The 15,774-nt window shown below is 58.4% G+C and carries 15 protein-coding genes; 11 read left to right on the top strand and 4 right to left on the bottom strand.

From position 1 onward, the window contains the following. Nucleotides 1–30: 30 nt before the first annotated feature. Complete coding sequence (locus tag GNK13_RS05310) at nucleotides 31–2,718, bottom strand: sulfatase-like hydrolase/transferase (RefSeq protein ID WP_164101412.1); 2,688 nt, start codon at nucleotides 2,716–2,718, stop codon at nucleotides 31–33. Nucleotides 2,719–3,005: 287 nt separating this feature from the next. On the opposite strand from GNK13_RS05310, the gene GNK13_RS05305 reads away from it, so the two are divergent. The 5 genes from GNK13_RS05305 (at nucleotide 3,006) to GNK13_RS05285 (ending at nucleotide 7,925) form a co-directional block, all read left to right on the top strand. Beyond that, nucleotides 3,006–3,575 carry a DUF3592 domain-containing protein gene (locus GNK13_RS05305; protein ID WP_164101411.1) on the top strand — a complete coding sequence of 190 codons (570 nt, stop codon included), beginning with the start codon at nucleotides 3,006–3,008 and terminating at the stop codon, nucleotides 3,573–3,575. A 632-nt stretch (nucleotides 3,576–4,207) separates the two neighbouring features. After that, on the top strand, nucleotides 4,208–4,378 hold the full coding sequence (locus GNK13_RS05300; RefSeq protein ID WP_164101410.1) for a hypothetical protein: 171 nt from the start codon (nucleotides 4,208–4,210) through the stop codon (nucleotides 4,376–4,378). A gap of 850 nt (nucleotides 4,379–5,228) precedes the next feature. Then, nucleotides 5,229–5,687 carry a hypothetical protein gene (locus GNK13_RS05295; protein ID WP_164101409.1) on the top strand — a complete coding sequence of 153 codons (459 nt, stop codon included), beginning with the start codon at nucleotides 5,229–5,231 and terminating at the stop codon, nucleotides 5,685–5,687. 130 nt (nucleotides 5,688–5,817) lie between these two features. Then, nucleotides 5,818–6,336: a hypothetical protein gene (locus GNK13_RS05290; RefSeq protein ID WP_164101408.1), complete on the top strand. Its 519-nt coding sequence runs from the start codon at nucleotides 5,818–5,820 to the stop codon at nucleotides 6,334–6,336. Between the two features lie 1,172 nt (nucleotides 6,337–7,508). Next, complete coding sequence (locus tag GNK13_RS05285; protein ID WP_164101407.1) at nucleotides 7,509–7,925, top strand: hypothetical protein; 417 nt, start codon at nucleotides 7,509–7,511, stop codon at nucleotides 7,923–7,925. Between the two features lie 576 nt (nucleotides 7,926–8,501). Here GNK13_RS05285 and GNK13_RS05280 read toward each other — a convergent pair. After that, nucleotides 8,502–9,098: a BRCT domain-containing protein gene (locus tag GNK13_RS05280; RefSeq protein ID WP_164101406.1), complete on the bottom strand. Its 597-nt coding sequence runs from the start codon at nucleotides 9,096–9,098 to the stop codon at nucleotides 8,502–8,504. A 347-nt stretch (nucleotides 9,099–9,445) separates the two neighbouring features. On the opposite strand from GNK13_RS05280, the gene GNK13_RS05275 reads away from it, so the two are divergent. Continuing rightward, a complete protein-coding gene (locus tag GNK13_RS05275; protein ID WP_235934788.1) occupies nucleotides 9,446–9,943 on the top strand; it encodes a DUF1569 domain-containing protein in 498 nt (165 codons plus the stop codon). Nucleotides 9,944–10,157: 214 nt separating this feature from the next. Here GNK13_RS05275 and GNK13_RS05270 read toward each other — a convergent pair whose 3' ends face one another. After that, entirely contained in the window at nucleotides 10,158–11,282 is a 1,125-nt protein-coding gene (locus tag GNK13_RS05270) for a hypothetical protein (RefSeq protein ID WP_164101405.1), read from the bottom strand. A gap of 270 nt (nucleotides 11,283–11,552) precedes the next feature. On the opposite strand from GNK13_RS05270, the gene GNK13_RS05265 reads away from it, so the two are divergent. Then, nucleotides 11,553–11,963, top strand: a complete 411-nt coding sequence (locus GNK13_RS05265; RefSeq protein ID WP_164101404.1) for a hypothetical protein — start codon at nucleotides 11,553–11,555, stop codon at nucleotides 11,961–11,963. 454 nt (nucleotides 11,964–12,417) lie between these two features. On the opposite strand, the gene GNK13_RS05260 is transcribed toward GNK13_RS05265, so the two are convergent. After that, nucleotides 12,418–13,695, bottom strand: coding sequence for a polysaccharide pyruvyl transferase family protein (locus GNK13_RS05260; RefSeq protein ID WP_164101403.1), 1,278 nt, complete (start codon nucleotides 13,693–13,695; stop codon nucleotides 12,418–12,420). A 147-nt stretch (nucleotides 13,696–13,842) separates the two neighbouring features. Here GNK13_RS05260 and GNK13_RS05255 point away from each other — a divergent pair, with 147 nt between their 5' ends. From GNK13_RS05255 to GNK13_RS05240, 4 genes are all read left to right on the top strand, one after another. Then, nucleotides 13,843–14,316 carry a DUF1810 domain-containing protein gene (locus GNK13_RS05255; RefSeq protein ID WP_164101402.1) on the top strand — a complete coding sequence of 158 codons (474 nt, stop codon included), beginning with the start codon at nucleotides 13,843–13,845 and terminating at the stop codon, nucleotides 14,314–14,316. A gap of 32 nt (nucleotides 14,317–14,348) precedes the next feature. Beyond that, nucleotides 14,349–14,741: a hypothetical protein gene (locus GNK13_RS05250; protein WP_164101401.1), complete on the top strand. Its 393-nt coding sequence runs from the start codon at nucleotides 14,349–14,351 to the stop codon at nucleotides 14,739–14,741. Between the two features lie 161 nt (nucleotides 14,742–14,902). Then, a complete protein-coding gene (locus tag GNK13_RS05245) occupies nucleotides 14,903–15,049 on the top strand; it encodes a hypothetical protein (RefSeq protein WP_164101400.1) in 147 nt (48 codons plus the stop codon). Between the two features lie 44 nt (nucleotides 15,050–15,093). Continuing rightward, nucleotides 15,094–15,774 (top strand): NUDIX hydrolase, encoded by a 681-nt coding sequence (locus tag GNK13_RS05240; RefSeq protein ID WP_164101399.1) that lies wholly within the window; start codon nucleotides 15,094–15,096, stop codon nucleotides 15,772–15,774.

The following is a 15,774-nucleotide window of genomic DNA, read 5'->3' as shown; positions in this document are numbered from 1 at the left end:
GCTCCTGACCCCTTTTTTCTCTAGGTGTGGTCAGCGGACTGCGTCTACGGGAAGCGTCGCATTCCACTGGAGCAGCAATCGCTTCAGACGCCGTGTGATCTGCGGTTTCTCCGCTGCGAGGTTCTGCTGTTCGGAAAGATCATTTCGCAGGTTGTAGAGCTGTTCACGGGTACCATCGAGATCACACAATAATTTCCAGTCGCCATCGCGAATTGCCAGATCAGGAAACGGGGCTTCTTTCGGCCCGGGACGATCCGGAGGACGCCGCCAAAACAGCGGACGGCTTCGCTCGGCGGTGGACTTTCCGAGAAGTGCCGCAAGTAAATCCTCGCCATCGCCGCGGTACTCCTCCGGCGGACTCGCCCGACAGAGATTCACGAGTGAAGCCACCAGATCGATACTCGAGAGGATCGTGGTCTCGTTGACGGTTCCCGCGGCTTTGGGCTCGATCAGCCCAGGTCCCCAGGCGATCAGCGGGCTGCGGACTCCTCCCTCGTAAAGATTTCCCTTGGCACCTCGCAGCGGCCCCGAGCTCCCCGCGCCGGGTTCGTGCCCGTTATCGCTGCACAGCAGAACCAACGTGTTTTCGCGGAGATTTTGATCCGACTCGATGCGGTCGAAGAGGACGCCCAATTGTTCGTCCATCGTTTTGAGCACCGCCAGGTAAAGCGACCGCTTGCTGGCATCATCGCGGCGAGCCTCCGGTGGGAAGAACGGGGAGTGCACATCGTCAGGCCACACATTGATGTAAAACGGTTGCTTCCTGGCGACCGATTCGTCGATGAATTCGATCGCAGAATCAACAAAGTAGGAGGTGATCTGCGACCGCTCGACCCATTCAATCGGCCCTTGGCCAAGATCCGCGCTTCCCAGATCGTGGCGTTTGACGGGCGAGCCATCAAAGGCGTCGCACAGCGGGAGCAAACGTGGCCCGAGGCCCTCGAAGTTGGTCAGCGAAGTGTCGAAGCCGTATGCGGTAATCAGCGGCGCTTCGCCGACGTCCCGCTGGCCTCCCAGGTGCCATTTGCCGAAATGCCCGCAGCGATATCCTGCCTCGGCGAGCATCCGCGGTAGGGTAACCGCGTCAGAGTCCAACCACTGGGCCATCCCCCGCTGGTCATTCAGTTCCCGTTTGGCCAAATAGGAGGTAATGCGGTGTCGCGCGGGATAGTTCCCGGTGGTCAGGGCAGCTCTCGATGGGGAGCAAATCGGCGAGTTGACATAAAAGTTCGTAAACCGAATTCCCTCGTTGGCCAATCGGTCGATGTGCTCGGTGGTGACGTCGGTGCCGCCGAAACAGGAGAGATCGGCCCACCCCATATCGTCGATGAACACCATGACTACATTTGGCGCAGTTCCCTGTCGCGTGATCAGTTGGGGCATCCCATAAACGGTCCGCTGATCATCCTGGCGAACCATCCACCGATCGAGTTGCTTCCGCATCTCGGCAAGCCGTTCCGCATACTCCGGCTGGTCCGCCAAGTTCCGCTGTTCGTGCGGATCGCGCTGGAGGTCGTACAACTCCTCAGCTGGCCGGGTCTGGTATCGCTCGACCTTGCGTTTGACGGCCGGAGAGGTTTTTGCTTTCGCTACCCAGCTGGCCCAGTAACCTTCATCGTCATGGCTTTTGGTGACATGCGAGTGAAAGGCAAATTCCGGATGCAGGTTCAGGATGTATTTGAACCGTTTGTCGCGAACGCTGCGGGCGGGATACACATTGAAATTCCCGTCACCGCTGTGAGTCGTAAAGATCGCCTCGCGATGGTCCGCGGTCTGACCAGTCAAAACAGGAAGAAAGGAGTGCCCGTCGAGCGACTTCCCTGGGGTTCCACCGGCCGCTTCGACTAGCGTTGGCAGCAGATCGACCCAGGAGACCATCGCGTCGCTGCGAACTCCCCTGGCAACCCGGCCGGGCCAGGAGACAATCAGAGGCGTGCGAATTCCCGCATCGTAGAGAGTCCATTTGGCGAACGGCCACTGCGCCCCGTGATCGCTCGAATGCACAAAGAGGGTGTTCTCGCCCAGTTTCTTATAGGCCGCGTCGAAAACCTGCCCCAATTCGTCATCCATCGTGCGAATCGACTGATAGTACTTTGCTCGTGCTTTGCGGGTCGCGGGGGTATGGACATGGGAGGGGGGAATCGTGATTTCCGCCGGGTCAATCGAGACGGGCTCGGCCCAGGGAACGTGGGGCCAGTTCGTTCCGACGAACAGGCACAATGGTTTCTCGCTCTCGCGCGCCTTCAGCCACTCGATCGCTTCGCCGACGGCAACGTCCTCGTGATACCCGAAGTGACGCGCGACGTCGAAGCCGTATTCGGGCGTCTGAGCATAGTGTCCGACTTTGCCAAAGGCGGCGACCTCATATCCCAGCTCCTTCAGATAAGCGGGGAGTTTTTTGATCTGCTCGCCCGGAGGCGAATGGTTCGCTTCCGCACCGTTGCGGGCAGGCATCAGTCCAGTCAACAGCGCCGCACGACTGGGGGCGCAAGACGGAGAAGCCACAAACGCCAAATCGAACGCCATCCCGGATGCGGCTAGCCTCTCCATCTGCGGCGTCTCAATATCCGCAGCGCCATACACGGAGCAGTCGGCGAGCGTGTGATCATCCGAGAGGAAGACGACGATGTGCGGCCGTTCGGCAAAGAGCTGTGTGGGAAAAGCCGCAGAGGCCAAAGCCATCGCCAGTGAGCCAAGAATCGTCAACACGCCTGTCATCACCCAGGACTCCTTAAGTACGCACCCGATGGGGAGTCGCCCCTGCTTTTGTAGCATTGGACGGCACCCCGGCAGCATCCGTCAAGGAGGACCCGTCGGCTCGAAGCAAGCCCCTCCCATCGGTGGAGCGACCGCCACACGACAGCCCGCCGGCAGTGTAAACTTCGTATCCTCGGTTTCTCCCCACCTCCTGCCGCCAACCGTGCATTCCAGCACCCGCTCATTCAGGAAACGGGGCAGGCCGATCGCCACAGTCCCGATTTCTCCGCTGCCACCGATATCCCACTATGCTCCGTAATCTGCGCAGTTTCCTCAGCATTGGTGTGCCGTTACCCAACCTCGAAGAGGTACTGCAGAACGTTCGAGCGGGCAAGCTGTCCGTGGACGAAGCGGCTGAGCAAATTCGAGACGATGCGACGCGGGCCTATCTACCGCCGTGGTCACTTCGATTGCTCCGCTTTGCGGGGAGCTTCTTTGCGTTAGTCGGAATGGGTTTGGCGATCTACAGCGTGTCGGTCGGGTTCGGGAAAACCGCCACTCGCGGTACGGTCGTCGAGATGGTTGGCAGTGGCATGACTTCACCGGTCGTCGAGTACCGCGTGAACGGCGCTGTGCATCGAGTTCACGGCTCGGTTTCATCATCATCGCCGACGTATGCGATCGGTGACGTTGTCGAGGTCCTGTACAACCCACACAATCCAACGGTTGCGAAAATCAATACCTTTCGCGAACGCTGGCTGTTTCCGGTCGTGATGGTGGGAGCTGGTTTGAACGCGATTCTTCTTAGTTTTGTGCTACCTTGGGTTTTCCGCCTGATCCTCGGCACACATCCGTCCGTACGGCGGATTTTAGCGTAGTGGCTCAACCGTCATACTCGCGGCTCACCCCAAACCCACTCTCTTTGAATTGATTGCTGAATACGTTCCTGCGTTCTCGGCGACTGTCGCAGTCGCCACTTATGTCCTGCAGCTCTGGACCGGGATTGCTTTTGCGGGGTGGGCCGGCGACGACTCGCTGGTTGAGCGAGAGCGGAGGCCCGGACCCTACTGGCTCGTGATGGGTTTGCAAACGGCTATCCTCATCGCGGCCGTTGTTTTCGTGGTGTCGAAGCGCTGACGACAGTTGATTATCCTGAGGCATATCCTAAGAACGCCGCACGAACATCTCGGCTTCCGCCCCATCACGTGGGGCCTTCCACTCGAGCGCGGCCCCACGACGACGACCGCTTCCACAAAGCGCCGCCATGGCAACACACCAGCCCAATCCTTATTCGCCACCCTCTGCAGCGTCTGGAGAGGACCGCGGCACTTGTCCGGTGTGTGGGGAGCGTGCTGGGTTCTTCCGATACATACTGCCGCTGGGCCATTGCCCGAGCTGCGGGAATTACCTGGCCGTCCGGAACTGGGGCAAGCCGTCGTGGCCATGGATTCTGGCAATTATTGCGATCATTCTTGCCCCTGTCGTTGGCCGGCTCGTGTGGGGGAGTGTCGTGAGTGATTTCGCTTACACCAAACTCCCGATCCTGCTAGCTCTGACGCTGCTCCTCTTTCGGATCGTCTATAACAAGTTGGTCGGCCGACTCGTTCCCGCGGTGTGCTGGGGGTTCTTCGCTTTGCCGGACGACGACCGGATCGATTCCAATGCTAGGCCCAATGCGTAGTCGTAAGCTGCTGCGGGCGAAATAGCCGGTTCGTTGCGGAGCGGGATGAGCACATGATCCATGGCTGAGTGAAGGTCTGACGCATCGATCTCCCTGCCCCTCCCCGGGCCTCGGAGCCCGACGATCCCGGGACGGCGAACGGTAAGGGGTCAGGAGCCAAACTGGCAATCTGGGACATTTCCGCACGCGGCTTTGTTCCTAAAGGGCATCTCGAGTGTCAAGCGATGGGCGGTCGTTTCCACTCAGCCGCGCTCACCCAACGGTGCCCGCGAGCCCCCTTCAAACAGCCAATTTGGCTCCTGACCCTTTTGTCCCGTTCCGCCAACCGACGCCGAAAAGCTCTGGCCGGGACCAATCCCGATCGACAGCACCGCTCCCGAAGCAAACGCAGTGCTGCTGTCGGCGACCGCCGGTGCGGGTGCCCATCTCCGGTGGGAGCCGCCAACGTGATCGACCCGCGTCTGAAACGCTGCGCCCCCCCGCTCGTTCGCAACTTGCCGCCCGCCGAGGACCATGCGGCTCCAGCTTCCGAGACGGGCCGGTAGGAACTGTGCCAGCAGCCAGGCGCTTACGCGGTACTCGTCGCCAGGGGCGAATGCGGCAGAACAGCAGCATCCCATGCCGGCGCCGAGTCCCTTAACGGCGTGGAGCCTCCCCCCAGGTTGTTGATTTGCGGTCACCAACCGGCGAAAATAGAGGCCAATGCGATCTCACCAACTGGCGAGAACAGCCCGCCGAACCGGCGAGACTAGCCCTTCGCGCGTCAATCTCGCCGGTCCGACCGGTGAAAAACACGTTCGTCGATCGACAATGCATCGCTACTCATCCACAAACCGACATGAGATCCGCAATGAACGTCCACGTAAACAAGCGTCGCGTGGTTGCTCTCGCTGGTCTTCTTGGTGCAGCACTGGCAGTCCTGCTCTCGGTTCCTCCATTTGGATCCGCTGAAGCTCAGGACGATTCCTCCGCCCGCTATCAGCGGAACGGAGACGTTGAAACGCTACGGTATCTGCTTTCAACGCGGATCCAATCGGGGGATTCTCTGGATCGTGTTACAGCACTCCTCGGACCTGGCGATCGAGACGATGGCGATTACCTCGCATTGCTTCTCAAGTGGAAAGCTGGAGCGCATTACGACCCTCAGATACTCGCTCCAGACGGCATTCAGGGCGGCGACCTCTTTATTCACTATTCAGCAGCGCCCATGCCCGCGTATCCACTGCAATTTCGCGATGGCGTGCTCATCAACCACGACCCGCAGTCGTTTGTCGGTCCTGACGAGACCATCGGATCGCTTTCAAATTGAAGGAAGCTCGACGAACTAACGGATACACGCGAGACATCTGAGGCATCGCGTTTTCTTGACCACATCCCGTGGGCCGCCACCGCGTGATCTTCGCCGTTATGCCTCCATACGAAGCTCAATTGGCAGGTCAATGAAAACGCCCGAAGGCATCACCGTCACTCCTACGAGCTACCAGGACATCGTCGCGCTATTGACTTCGGACGAACTTGCGGCAGTTGAAAGTCCAATTGCCGAGCGGTGTCGCTTGAAGATTCTTCGAGACCTTGCGTCAACGACAACAAGCTACCTGCAAGCGGAGGTCAGTGTCTTAGGTATGACAGTGGCTGAAATCAGAAATCATTTGGCCTTACACCAAAATCGATTGGTCGACTTTGGCATCCGATTCATTACGTATAAGGAAGCGACTAAAGAGGAACAGGAATACCCCGAGGGTGAAGAACAAGACTCGGATGGGAAATCTGAAGCAGTTGGTTTGGGTGTCGGTCTTGGAATCAAGTACGCGATCTATCACAATTTCGTTGTCAATCGCCCTGCGGCGGAGTTCCGAGCATTCCTCAAGAATCACCGGATACCAAAGCACACCAAGTTTGCGAAAGAATTAGAACGCGTATTTGCCGAGGTCGAGGGCTTGAACACACACGAGGCATAATTACTTGAAAAAAAGCGGGCAGGAGCCAAATTGGCAATCTGGGCTATTTCCGCAAGCGGCTTTATTCCTAAAGCGCATCTCGAGTTTCAAGCGAGGGGCGGTCGTTTCCACTCAGCCGCTCTCACCCAACGATGCCGGCGAGCCCCCTCCAAACAGCCAATTTGGCTCCTGACCCCTTTTTTCTCCGCCCGGCCATCGCCGCTACCCAGCAGCGCACAGCGATTCATCGCGCAGTCGTTTAGCGGCAAGCCGCAGGCGGCTGTATTTCAGACCGAAATATGCCACTGCACAACTCGAAGCTCTCGACGGAAAACATCTCCGATGAAGTCGGTCCCCCTGACGCTTCGACTCCCCAGCGGCAATCTCTCCAGCACCGCTCCCTCCGCAACGGTCGCACTCCCTTTACACCCGTGGACCTCACACCAGCCCCAGGCGGGAGCAATCCATGCCGGGGTGGATCGCGGCAAACCTAGGATATTTTCGCTTTTCCAGCGGAGCCTGATCTGGGGGGGAACCAGGGCAAGGCCGAGCCTGGCTGCCCCTCGTTTTTGGTTTGACCCACCGCCGCGAACCGGCAAGAATAGCTCGTCAAAATGGGCAAAAATATGCACCTGCTCGCCGGCCCGATCGAGTGATAAACGGTTTATCTGACAGAATGGACTCCCCAAGATGAATATTTACTTACGACTTGCTGCTTATTTGATTTGCTCAACGACGTTATCCACGGTCTTCGCGAAAACGCCAACCACTGGCGAACTTCTGCCCCTGGTGCCGAGCCTATCCACGGAAGGTGACGACGCGCAATCGTTCCAGTTCAAATGCAAATGCCTTGCGCATGATGACATACCCACTGAACTAGACATTCGTTGGCGGACTGACAGACGGTATTCTTTCCTTCTCACAGACACTTCAACGCACACGCCGATCGCTTGCTTCTCCGAGAATGGATTCGCGGTGTACAACCCACTCGAGCGCACGGTTACTTTCGGACCTGAAGTAACGCCTGAATTTCACCTTTTCGCTGACAACGACTCGACCATGAAAATGGAGATCTCATGGAGTCGACCGGACGCGGAGGAACCCGACCCGTCTCGTTCAGGGCTGACCTTCAATCGTTCGCGACAGGCGACGCTATCACGGTCACGTCAAGCCAGAGCGAGGGTCACGTAAAGATGTCGAACCCATCGCCGAGCGGAAAAAGCTATGCACTGTGGGAATTCGCCGCTGCTCCTACACCTGAGTTTGAGCGATTTTCGGTAATCTGGAAGGAGACCGATAAGACAACGGTTCAGATAACCGAAGTCAGAACTGGTGACAAGGTTGCAACGCTCTCGGCACCGAACTCCGTCGCAGAAGGATCGGCACTAAAAGCGGTTTCCTGGGAACCAGACGGCCTCCCCTCTTTCGTTGAACTGCTCACGGATGTTTTTGCCGCGATTGGCGGACACGCTGCACTTACAAACGCCAAGTATCGGCAGTTGAAGTCTTACGCTCACATAACCGACTGGCGTTCCGTTGTCGACCAATGCCACCAGGATCGCCCCACGGTGATGGCTATGTTTTCGGTTGAAACGGGTCTCTCGGAATGATCGCACGAGGATCGCCGAAGCTACTGAGTCTTTCCAATCCTTGACCGGCGGCTAGTTTTTCGATGAACGCAATCCGGTGCGACCTGACGACTCGCTTCGTTTGAGGCCCTTTTTACCAGGCCGAGCTCTCGGCTCGTGATCCCATCAAGTTTGCACCGCCTCGAGTCTTGGTTCGCTTTTACCCAGCCCGATCTCAACCCACCAGGTCGTTGTCGTCATGAAACTCTCCGGTCCCACACTCATTGTCTGCTCTACGGTACTACTGATCGCCGGCACGTATCATTACCACTGGGACACGGGGCTTTTCCTCTCCGGGTGCGGCCTTCTCTTTGGCTTCATGGGCTTGTTCTTCTGCTTTCGCGACTCAGACATCAGTTCAGCCGGTTCTAGAGCCGACTGACGAGAGGGGGGCTCCGGACCCGCCACCTCCCAACTCCAAGTACCGGCCGCCGTTCCGAGTCCAGTTTCCCTGGGCTTGCGCCCTGGGCTGATCTTTGGCGGCGCTCCGCGACTGGGGTGCTTTGCGGAGACTGGTTTCCCGGGGTCCGCCGACAACGACGACGAGGTCGGTGACGCTCACGTCCGACGATGGCCGGCCGCTTCTGTGGGTCTTGTGCCGGTCAATTCCTCGAATGCCGCCAGGGCTAGCTTCTTGAAATCGGCGGCGGGAATTTTTGGGGTGTTGGTGGACAGCAGCGTCATCTTGACCTTCATCCCTTTTGACGCGACCGATGCAATACCAGTCTCGCGGAAGAGCCGGGCCAGGACGCGTGCGACGCTGCCGGGCGACCTATCGTCAAGACCATCGAGTTCCGTCTGAAAAGCGACCGATTCACCGCTGGCGGAGAATTCCCAATAGCGGAGTTTGCTGAGATGCACGTCGACTGGCCGGCCGTCCGCGGTGGTTGCAACAAAGTCGAATTTCACGTTATCCCTTGCGACAAACATCTCGCAGAACGCGGTGAGCGCCGGCATCGTTTCGATGTTGCTCGCGGTTGACTTGCCGAGCTTTTCCTGCAGCACGACCGTCACATCGGGACTGAACTTCGTCGCGAGCTTCCCTCCGTTGTCCCGGATGATCTCCGCGACCTTCTTCTTTTTCTCCGGCTGATAGCGACCTTCAAGAAAGAACACCTGTCCGTCCAAAGCCGCCTTTGAGAACGACCCCGTCATGCTAACCTCTCACAATGCAGTTGACTTCTCAGCGGACAGAATAACCCGCCCCTCCTATTCGGTTGACCGAGCGATGGGAAGCGGCGAGAATACTCGACGATGCGATCTCACCCGCAGGCGAGAACTTTCGGCTATACCGATAAAACCGCTCGCTCCCCCCGTTCACGCGAGTCCGACCAATAAAACACACGTTCGTCGCCTGAGCTTTCATCTCCGCGGGCCTGAGGAGTCGTCCAGCGCAGCGGCTTCTGGTTCTATTAACCGTTTTTCGTTTCTGTGTATCGCTTCTCCGCATGCTTCGGCTGATAACGACTTTATCGGAACACTAGCCTAAACAAACCACCGCAATGCGTCGAACAATTGCTTTTGAAAACCTTAACGACGCAATTCGCGAATGCGAACGACTACTACACACGGGATACACGCGAACGGGAAACTGGTCACTCGGTCAAATATGCTGTCATCTTCGCCTGACGATCCAATGCAACATGGACGGCTACCCTCGTTGGATGGCGATGCTCGGATATCCGCTACGCCCACTTTTACGATGGTTCATATTGCCGCGACTCCTCGCAGGAGAATCACCAAAAGGAATCAGAACTGCCAGCATGTTTGTGCCACCAAACCGGCTCGACGACGATGCTGAAGTTGAACGACTCAAAGAATGCGTCATCGCTTTCCTAGAATCACCCAATGCAATGCACCCGCATCCAGGGTTCGGCAGGATGACGAATCGCGAGTTCAACCGGTTTCATGCGGCGCATGCATCACACCACTTAAGCTTTTTGCACCCACCAAGCGGCCCCTTGGCAATCGATCCTCGCTCGTCGCACCACGGTGATTGAAGGCGGTCGACGGCCCGCCAGCAAACCAGGAATCGGAGCATGAGGCCTCATCGCCTCGCCCGAATGCTCGCAGGTAGAACACGCCGCAGGAACTGGCTTTCATCCATCAGGCGACCGAGGCGGCATCTGCGTACCCCATGGATTTGCCCCCGACGGCGACACAACCGGTGATACCTTAAGCTGTCCGGACTTCGTTGCGCCCAATTCCGCGTTTTCAGAAGCCAGCCTCTCTCAGTTCTTCGATCAAAGCGGAGCGGCCGGGGTATTGGATTCGGATGGCTTCCGCCTTGGCCCGGGCCATTGGTTTGCCGCAGGCTTGAGCGATCAGCGAGAGTTCTTTCGCGACTCTTCGGTACGCCATCCGTTTTTTTTCACCGATCGCGGCGTCGATCCGTGCAAAAACCCTCTCCGGGTCATTTGCGACCTCGGCCAGCGTTGCCTGCCGCGCCCGCTCTGCTTCTGCTTTTCGCCGCTCGGCTTCTTGGGCGGCCGCAAGTTCGCGCTGGCGTTCTCGCTCGTCGTCGATCGCTTTCACTCTGCGCCGGAGTTCTCCGATCGTTCGGCTTCCGGACTCGGCCGCTGTGGGGGTCGCCGTTTCAGTCCGCATCTTCCGGAGCAGTTTCGATGGATAGCGCTGGGGTTCGCGGAGGCAATCTTTTAGGTTCGACCTCAACTCCTCCACTGATTGCCGCTGAACCCATGACTCGATCGCCGCGTGTTCGGTCGGCAGAGCGTTAATTGCTGGTGAAACCTCGGCCGCGATCGCTATAAGATCGCGATCGATCTCGTAGAAACGACCGAGCAGGTCGAGGGCACGGTGTCGCTCGCTCAGTCCCGCAGGAACTGGTGGTTCGAGTGCCTCGTCGTCGTATTGAAAGGCAATGTGGGAGATGTACAGCGGCCGAAAGTCACCGGCGATGATCATTTCGCGGAGCGGAATCAAATCGCTCGCCGACATTTCGTTTTCTTCCATCCAGTCATACGTATCTGGTTCTCCTTCCGGATTGAGAGTAAGGACTCCACCGGTGCCCTCGTCATCCGGAACCCACGAGATTTCGTAGTCCAAAAGGTATGGCTCCAGTTTGTCGCGGAACGCAAACCCGTCGGGAATTCGAAAGCAGACGCGGCGCAGCCCGAAGTTGGTGTCATGGACGTGGATGTCGTAGCCGCGACGCATCATCGCTAAGACGTCGCCGCCGAAATTGCCGAAGTGATAGACGTTGGTGAACCTCCACCGGTCAATTTCGGCGCGTGTCGATTGATTGCGCATAAACGCCAGCGCCGCGTCATCGAGGGGTGCGTCCACCGCGAGAAACTCAACCGACTGGAACTCGGCCATTTATCCTGCTCCTAGTAATTAATCGACCAGTCGAGAGCATGCGTCCGGGTCGGCAGCATCTCGACGCCGCCATTCTAGGGCCAAAGCCGCGTGTTCGTTCGTGCCATCCAAGGTTTGGATGAAATGCGGCGAATCTAGCCCCGCCGCCCTGAGCCAAGAAAAGAAGAGGGGGGGGTACTGCCCCCCCCAATTCAGTTGACCCGATGGCGGAAGCCGGCAACAATGCTCGGTGATGCGACATGCGATTCCCTTCCAGACGGAGCCAACATCATGTACCGGGTGATCCCAGTTCTCTTACTCGCGGTCGGGTTGATCGTTGGCAAATCGCTTGGCGACCAGACCAACCCAGATCCGACCAGCCCAGCCGCGATCGCTCACTGTGGCAGCGATACATCGACCCTGCGACTCTACTTCGCTCCGGATGCCGTGAGTACCCAACGCGGGCAAGCGGAGTTTAAGCCCGAAGTTGCACGCTTGTTCGTCGACGACCTCTTCGTCGGCAATGCGATCGTCAACCTTCAAGGTCAGTTACCCACGCTCCGGTTCAGCGCCGGTCCGCACACGATTCGCGTGGAACTCAACGATCGCGTGTTTCAATCCAAGATCACCTTTCTCGGGAAGGGATCAACACAGATTCTGTTCATCGACTTCGACACACCAATTGCCAAACCAGAGCTCTAGCAACGAATCCGTGTGTCGGTGACAACGCTGCAAAGCATCCGTGGCAGGCTGTTGATGAATCATGAATCTGTTTGTGGTAGTGAGCTATACGCCGTATCAGCGGCGACCGCACGACGACCAGAGTCAATCGAATTCTCGGTCGCGTAACCAACTGTGAGAGTTTGTCGGACGTCATTCGAGCGAAGTCAGACGGTGATGAACTGTGCTGTTGGAAGTTCATCCGGTACATTTCGATCCATCGCCCATCAATCCTCGGGGGGTGGTGGATTTATGTCCAAAGACGGCCATTTATGTCCAAAGACGGCCCGCGAAACCGATTTGCTTTTGTCATAGGCTTCGCTTCCTGCCGTGATATTTTTCCCCTGGCAGTCGAAGCTCGCCCTCCCCGCTCGTTCCTCGCGACCCTCCCAGGGGAGGGTGATTTGAGGAGAGGCTGTGCCGACAGTTCTTGGGCCTATAGCGCTTTGGCGAGATGGGCCATGGTTTCTCGTTGACGCTTTTCGACGAATTTGCGGGCTCCGGCCGCTTTGGCTTTGGCCGCATGGGGATTCTTGGCAAGGGCCAGCACGGTGGGGGCGACCTTGGCGACTTCGGATTCGTTGTCCAAATCGAACAGCCAATCACCCAATCCGATATCTTCCCACATGTAACCCTTCGTGGTCTGCTCGGCCCAGCGACAGACGATGGCCGGGATGCCGTGACCGATGCACATGATCGGCGAGTGCATTTCGTTGCCGAATAAGCCGGCGCTGCGGACGTAGGTGCTGATCGCTTCGCCGGTCAGCCAGTAATCCTCTCGCCAGACGACACGCTGGCGAATGGCAGCGGGCAACTTGTCGTACAACATCTCCTTACCGACTTGCATCTGCGTTTGGTCTTCAGGGCAGATCAGCACTTTCAAGTCGGTTTGCTCCACGACATCGATGATCGCTTGCCGTAGCGGAGCGTGATCGTGCTCCTTCATTTCCTCATTCCGCGCGTGTTTGACCGGATCGAGCTTGCGGTTCTTCGACGGAATCGTCCAGTAGGGCGTGTAGCGCAGCCGTGGGATACAGCACAGAAACTTTCCTGTTTCCAACTGGTATTTGCAGAGGAATGCTTCGGCTTTGGCTTCGTCACGAAGATCGCAGGCAAAAGCACCGTCGGGACCGAACTCCATCACCGGACAGGTGCAACCGAGTTGTTTGGCGAAGGCGAGGGATTTGGAGTCTCGGAAGAAGGTGAACTCGGCACCGCTGAGCACCTGAATCGTTTTAGCCAGTTTGTCTTTGGGCGTGGCGACGGTCGACGTGGAGCTTTTGGGCGGAAGCGTGATCCCGTACACGCCATACGGTTTGCCTGTCGCTTCGCTCCAGCGGACGATGTCTTTTTCGGCGACGAGCGACGCGCCGGAACTGTGCAGCAGGAAATCGCACGACTCAAAGGCGTCTTTCAGGGCGTCTCCGGTCTGCACGAACTTAAGCTTCGGGAACCGGGCCAGGAGCAGGGCATCGACGCCGTTGTCCAGTTTGCTCGGCCAGAGATAGACGTCCGCCTCCGGGAGGTATGTTTCCAGCAGCGCCAGCACCCCGGGCGTATGCGCGATATCGCCGATGTTGACCGTTTGCCAGGAGGAGCGGAGGAGGATCCGCGGTCGATCGCCAGCCGCAGCGGCCCGCACCGCGGTCGAGAGGGCGGCTGGTGAAACGAGAGTAGCCGCGATGGATGAAGCCAGGAATTGACGGCGTTGCATGAGCGTCTCAAAAACGTCGGTAGGTGGAGCAGGGAGCCAAGCTACGGCAGCCAACGAAGATTCTCCCTACCATAGTTGCTGCTGGCAGGAGGACCTTGCAAGCTGCCTCCATTTCCCACCCACTGGACACCGCCGAAAGGAACATCCATGCCAGAGAATCGCAACGGCGACGAGGTGTCTCGCTCAGTCGCTCAGGACCCGTTTGATCTGAGCCGGTTCGTGGAAGCGCAGGAAGGCGATTACGCTCGGGCGCTGGCGGAAATCCGGGGCGGGCGGAAACGCTCGCACTGGATGTGGTACATTTTCCCGCAGTACGCGGGTCTGGGGTTCAGTGCGATGTCCCAGCGATACGCGATCTACAGCACCGCGGAAGCAAAGGCGTACCTGGGTCACGCGGTGCTGGGGCCGCGGCTGGTCGAGTGCTGCGAAGCGGCACTCGGCATCGAAGGCCGCTCGGCGAGCGAGGTTTTCGGTTCACCGGACGACCGGAAGCTCCAGTCCTGTGCAACGCTCTTCGCTTCGGTGTCGCCCGCCGGGTCGGTGTTTGAGCGCGTGCTCGAAAAATACTTCGGTGGCGTGCAGGACGCAAAGACGCTCGACCTCCTGAATGCGAAGTCGTGACCCGCGTGAACTGTAGAAATCGGACGCTTTGCATGATCCACCACGACTCCGTGTTCGACTTTGCCGATTGGCTGATCGCTCCGCCGAGCGGCGGGCCGCTGCAAAAGTGGTTTGTCGGAATCGGTCTGGCGGTACTCACCACCGGCTACGGTTTGTACTGCTGCGTGACTCGGCGAGCCATCACGCTCAACCTCAGCCGAGGCTACCGAGCTCCCGACGAATTCTTATGGCTTGAGCTTACGGGAATCCCAGCGCTTACGCTGGGATTGCTGATCACCTGCATTGGCTTGTTCCTGCACTTTCAGTGGTTTTGGGGCAACCACCGGCGGCTCGTCCGATACCACGAGATCGGCAAGTTTGCAGCAGGTGTGGGAGCGGTCGCCGCGCTGCTGGCGCACGTTGTCTCGCTCGTGTTTTTCACTTAGTCTTCGGGCTGAGATACGAACTTCGCGGAACGAGGCGGCTGCTCAAACGCTACTTTCGCGGAGCGAAAGGCGACTACGTTCGGCAGTTGATCCAGTGCAGCATGGCGAACTTTGCTGCAACCGAGCAGGAACTACGGGACGCAGGAGTTTACTTCTCTGCAGTGCATGAACATCGGGGCTTGTTTCGCGACTACTACTTCGACGAGCGGGGGTTCCTGGAAGAGGGCCGGCGAGTTGAGGGAGGCTTTGAGGAAATCGAAGGCGCTTACGTAGAGACGCTGCGGGTTTATCTCGCTACAAAGTGTTAAAACGATCCGCCCTCGACCTCCCGCACCTGCCCCACGAACTGCCCATGTCGCATTGTTACGAACACCCGCGTCCCGCACTGACCACGGACTGCGTCGTCTTTGGTTGGTCCGGCGACGCCGTCAAAGTGCTGTTGATCGAGCGTCGCGAGGAGCCATTTGCTGGCCGCTGGGCGTTTCCGGGCGGGTTTGTCGAGATGGACGAGTTGCTCGCTGCAAGCGCCGCGCGTGAGTTGGCTGAGGAGACGGGGTTGGAGGGAGTCAGCCTGGAGCAGTTCCGGACCTTTGATGCGGTTGATCGGGACCCGCGGGGACGGACCATCAGCGTTGCTCACTTGGGACTGGTCCGTCTGGAGGACCATTTTCCAAAAGCCGCTGACGATGCGCGGAGTGTCGCCTGGTTTAGCACGGCCGACCTCCCGTCGCTCGCGTTCGATCATGCCGAGATCCTGCAGATGGCCGTCACGCATCTGCGGCGCAAGTTTCGCCATCAACCCGTGGGGATCGATCTGCTGCCGGCAAAGTTTCCGCTTCGAAGGCTGCAGCAATTGTACGAAGCGGTGCTCGAGCTTGAGTTCGACCCGTTTGACTTTCACGAACGGATGCTCGCTACGGGAGTACTCCATGAGGCGGAATGGAGCGGTGCTTCCACGCAAGAGCCATTGTATTCGTTCAACCGCGTCAAATATGCTCGACTTGCGGCGGCCGGCTTTTATCTCGACCTCTGA

This window comes from Candidatus Laterigemmans baculatus (assembly GCF_010367455.1).
GTDB lineage: Bacteria > Planctomycetota > Planctomycetia > Pirellulales > Pirellulaceae > Laterigemmans > Laterigemmans baculatus.
Note: the sequence above shows the minus strand (reverse complement) of the source record. Positions and strands in the feature narration are given on the sequence as shown.

Coding starts and splice junctions, on each gene's coding strand:
- GNK13_RS05310 (WP_164101412.1), bottom strand. CDS start 2,718: ATGACAGGCGTGTTGACGATTCTTGGCTCACTGGCGATGGCTTTGGCC.
- GNK13_RS05305 (WP_164101411.1), top strand. CDS start 3,006: ATGCTCCGTAATCTGCGCAGTTTCCTCAGCATTGGTGTGCCGTTACCC.
- GNK13_RS05295 (WP_164101409.1), top strand. CDS start 5,229: ATGAACGTCCACGTAAACAAGCGTCGCGTGGTTGCTCTCGCTGGTCTT.
- GNK13_RS05290 (WP_164101408.1), top strand. CDS start 5,818: ATGAAAACGCCCGAAGGCATCACCGTCACTCCTACGAGCTACCAGGAC.
- GNK13_RS05285 (WP_164101407.1), top strand. CDS start 7,509: ATGTCGAACCCATCGCCGAGCGGAAAAAGCTATGCACTGTGGGAATTC.
- GNK13_RS05280 (WP_164101406.1), bottom strand. CDS start 9,098: ATGACGGGGTCGTTCTCAAAGGCGGCTTTGGACGGACAGGTGTTCTTT.
- GNK13_RS05275 (WP_235934788.1), top strand. CDS start 9,446: ATGCGTCGAACAATTGCTTTTGAAAACCTTAACGACGCAATTCGCGAA.
- GNK13_RS05270 (WP_164101405.1), bottom strand. CDS start 11,282: ATGGCCGAGTTCCAGTCGGTTGAGTTTCTCGCGGTGGACGCACCCCTC.
- GNK13_RS05265 (WP_164101404.1), top strand. CDS start 11,553: ATGTACCGGGTGATCCCAGTTCTCTTACTCGCGGTCGGGTTGATCGTT.
- GNK13_RS05260 (WP_164101403.1), bottom strand. CDS start 13,695: ATGCAACGCCGTCAATTCCTGGCTTCATCCATCGCGGCTACTCTCGTT.
- GNK13_RS05255 (WP_164101402.1), top strand. CDS start 13,843: ATGCCAGAGAATCGCAACGGCGACGAGGTGTCTCGCTCAGTCGCTCAG.
- GNK13_RS05250 (WP_164101401.1), top strand. CDS start 14,349: ATGATCCACCACGACTCCGTGTTCGACTTTGCCGATTGGCTGATCGCT.
- GNK13_RS05240 (WP_164101399.1), top strand. CDS start 15,094: ATGTCGCATTGTTACGAACACCCGCGTCCCGCACTGACCACGGACTGC.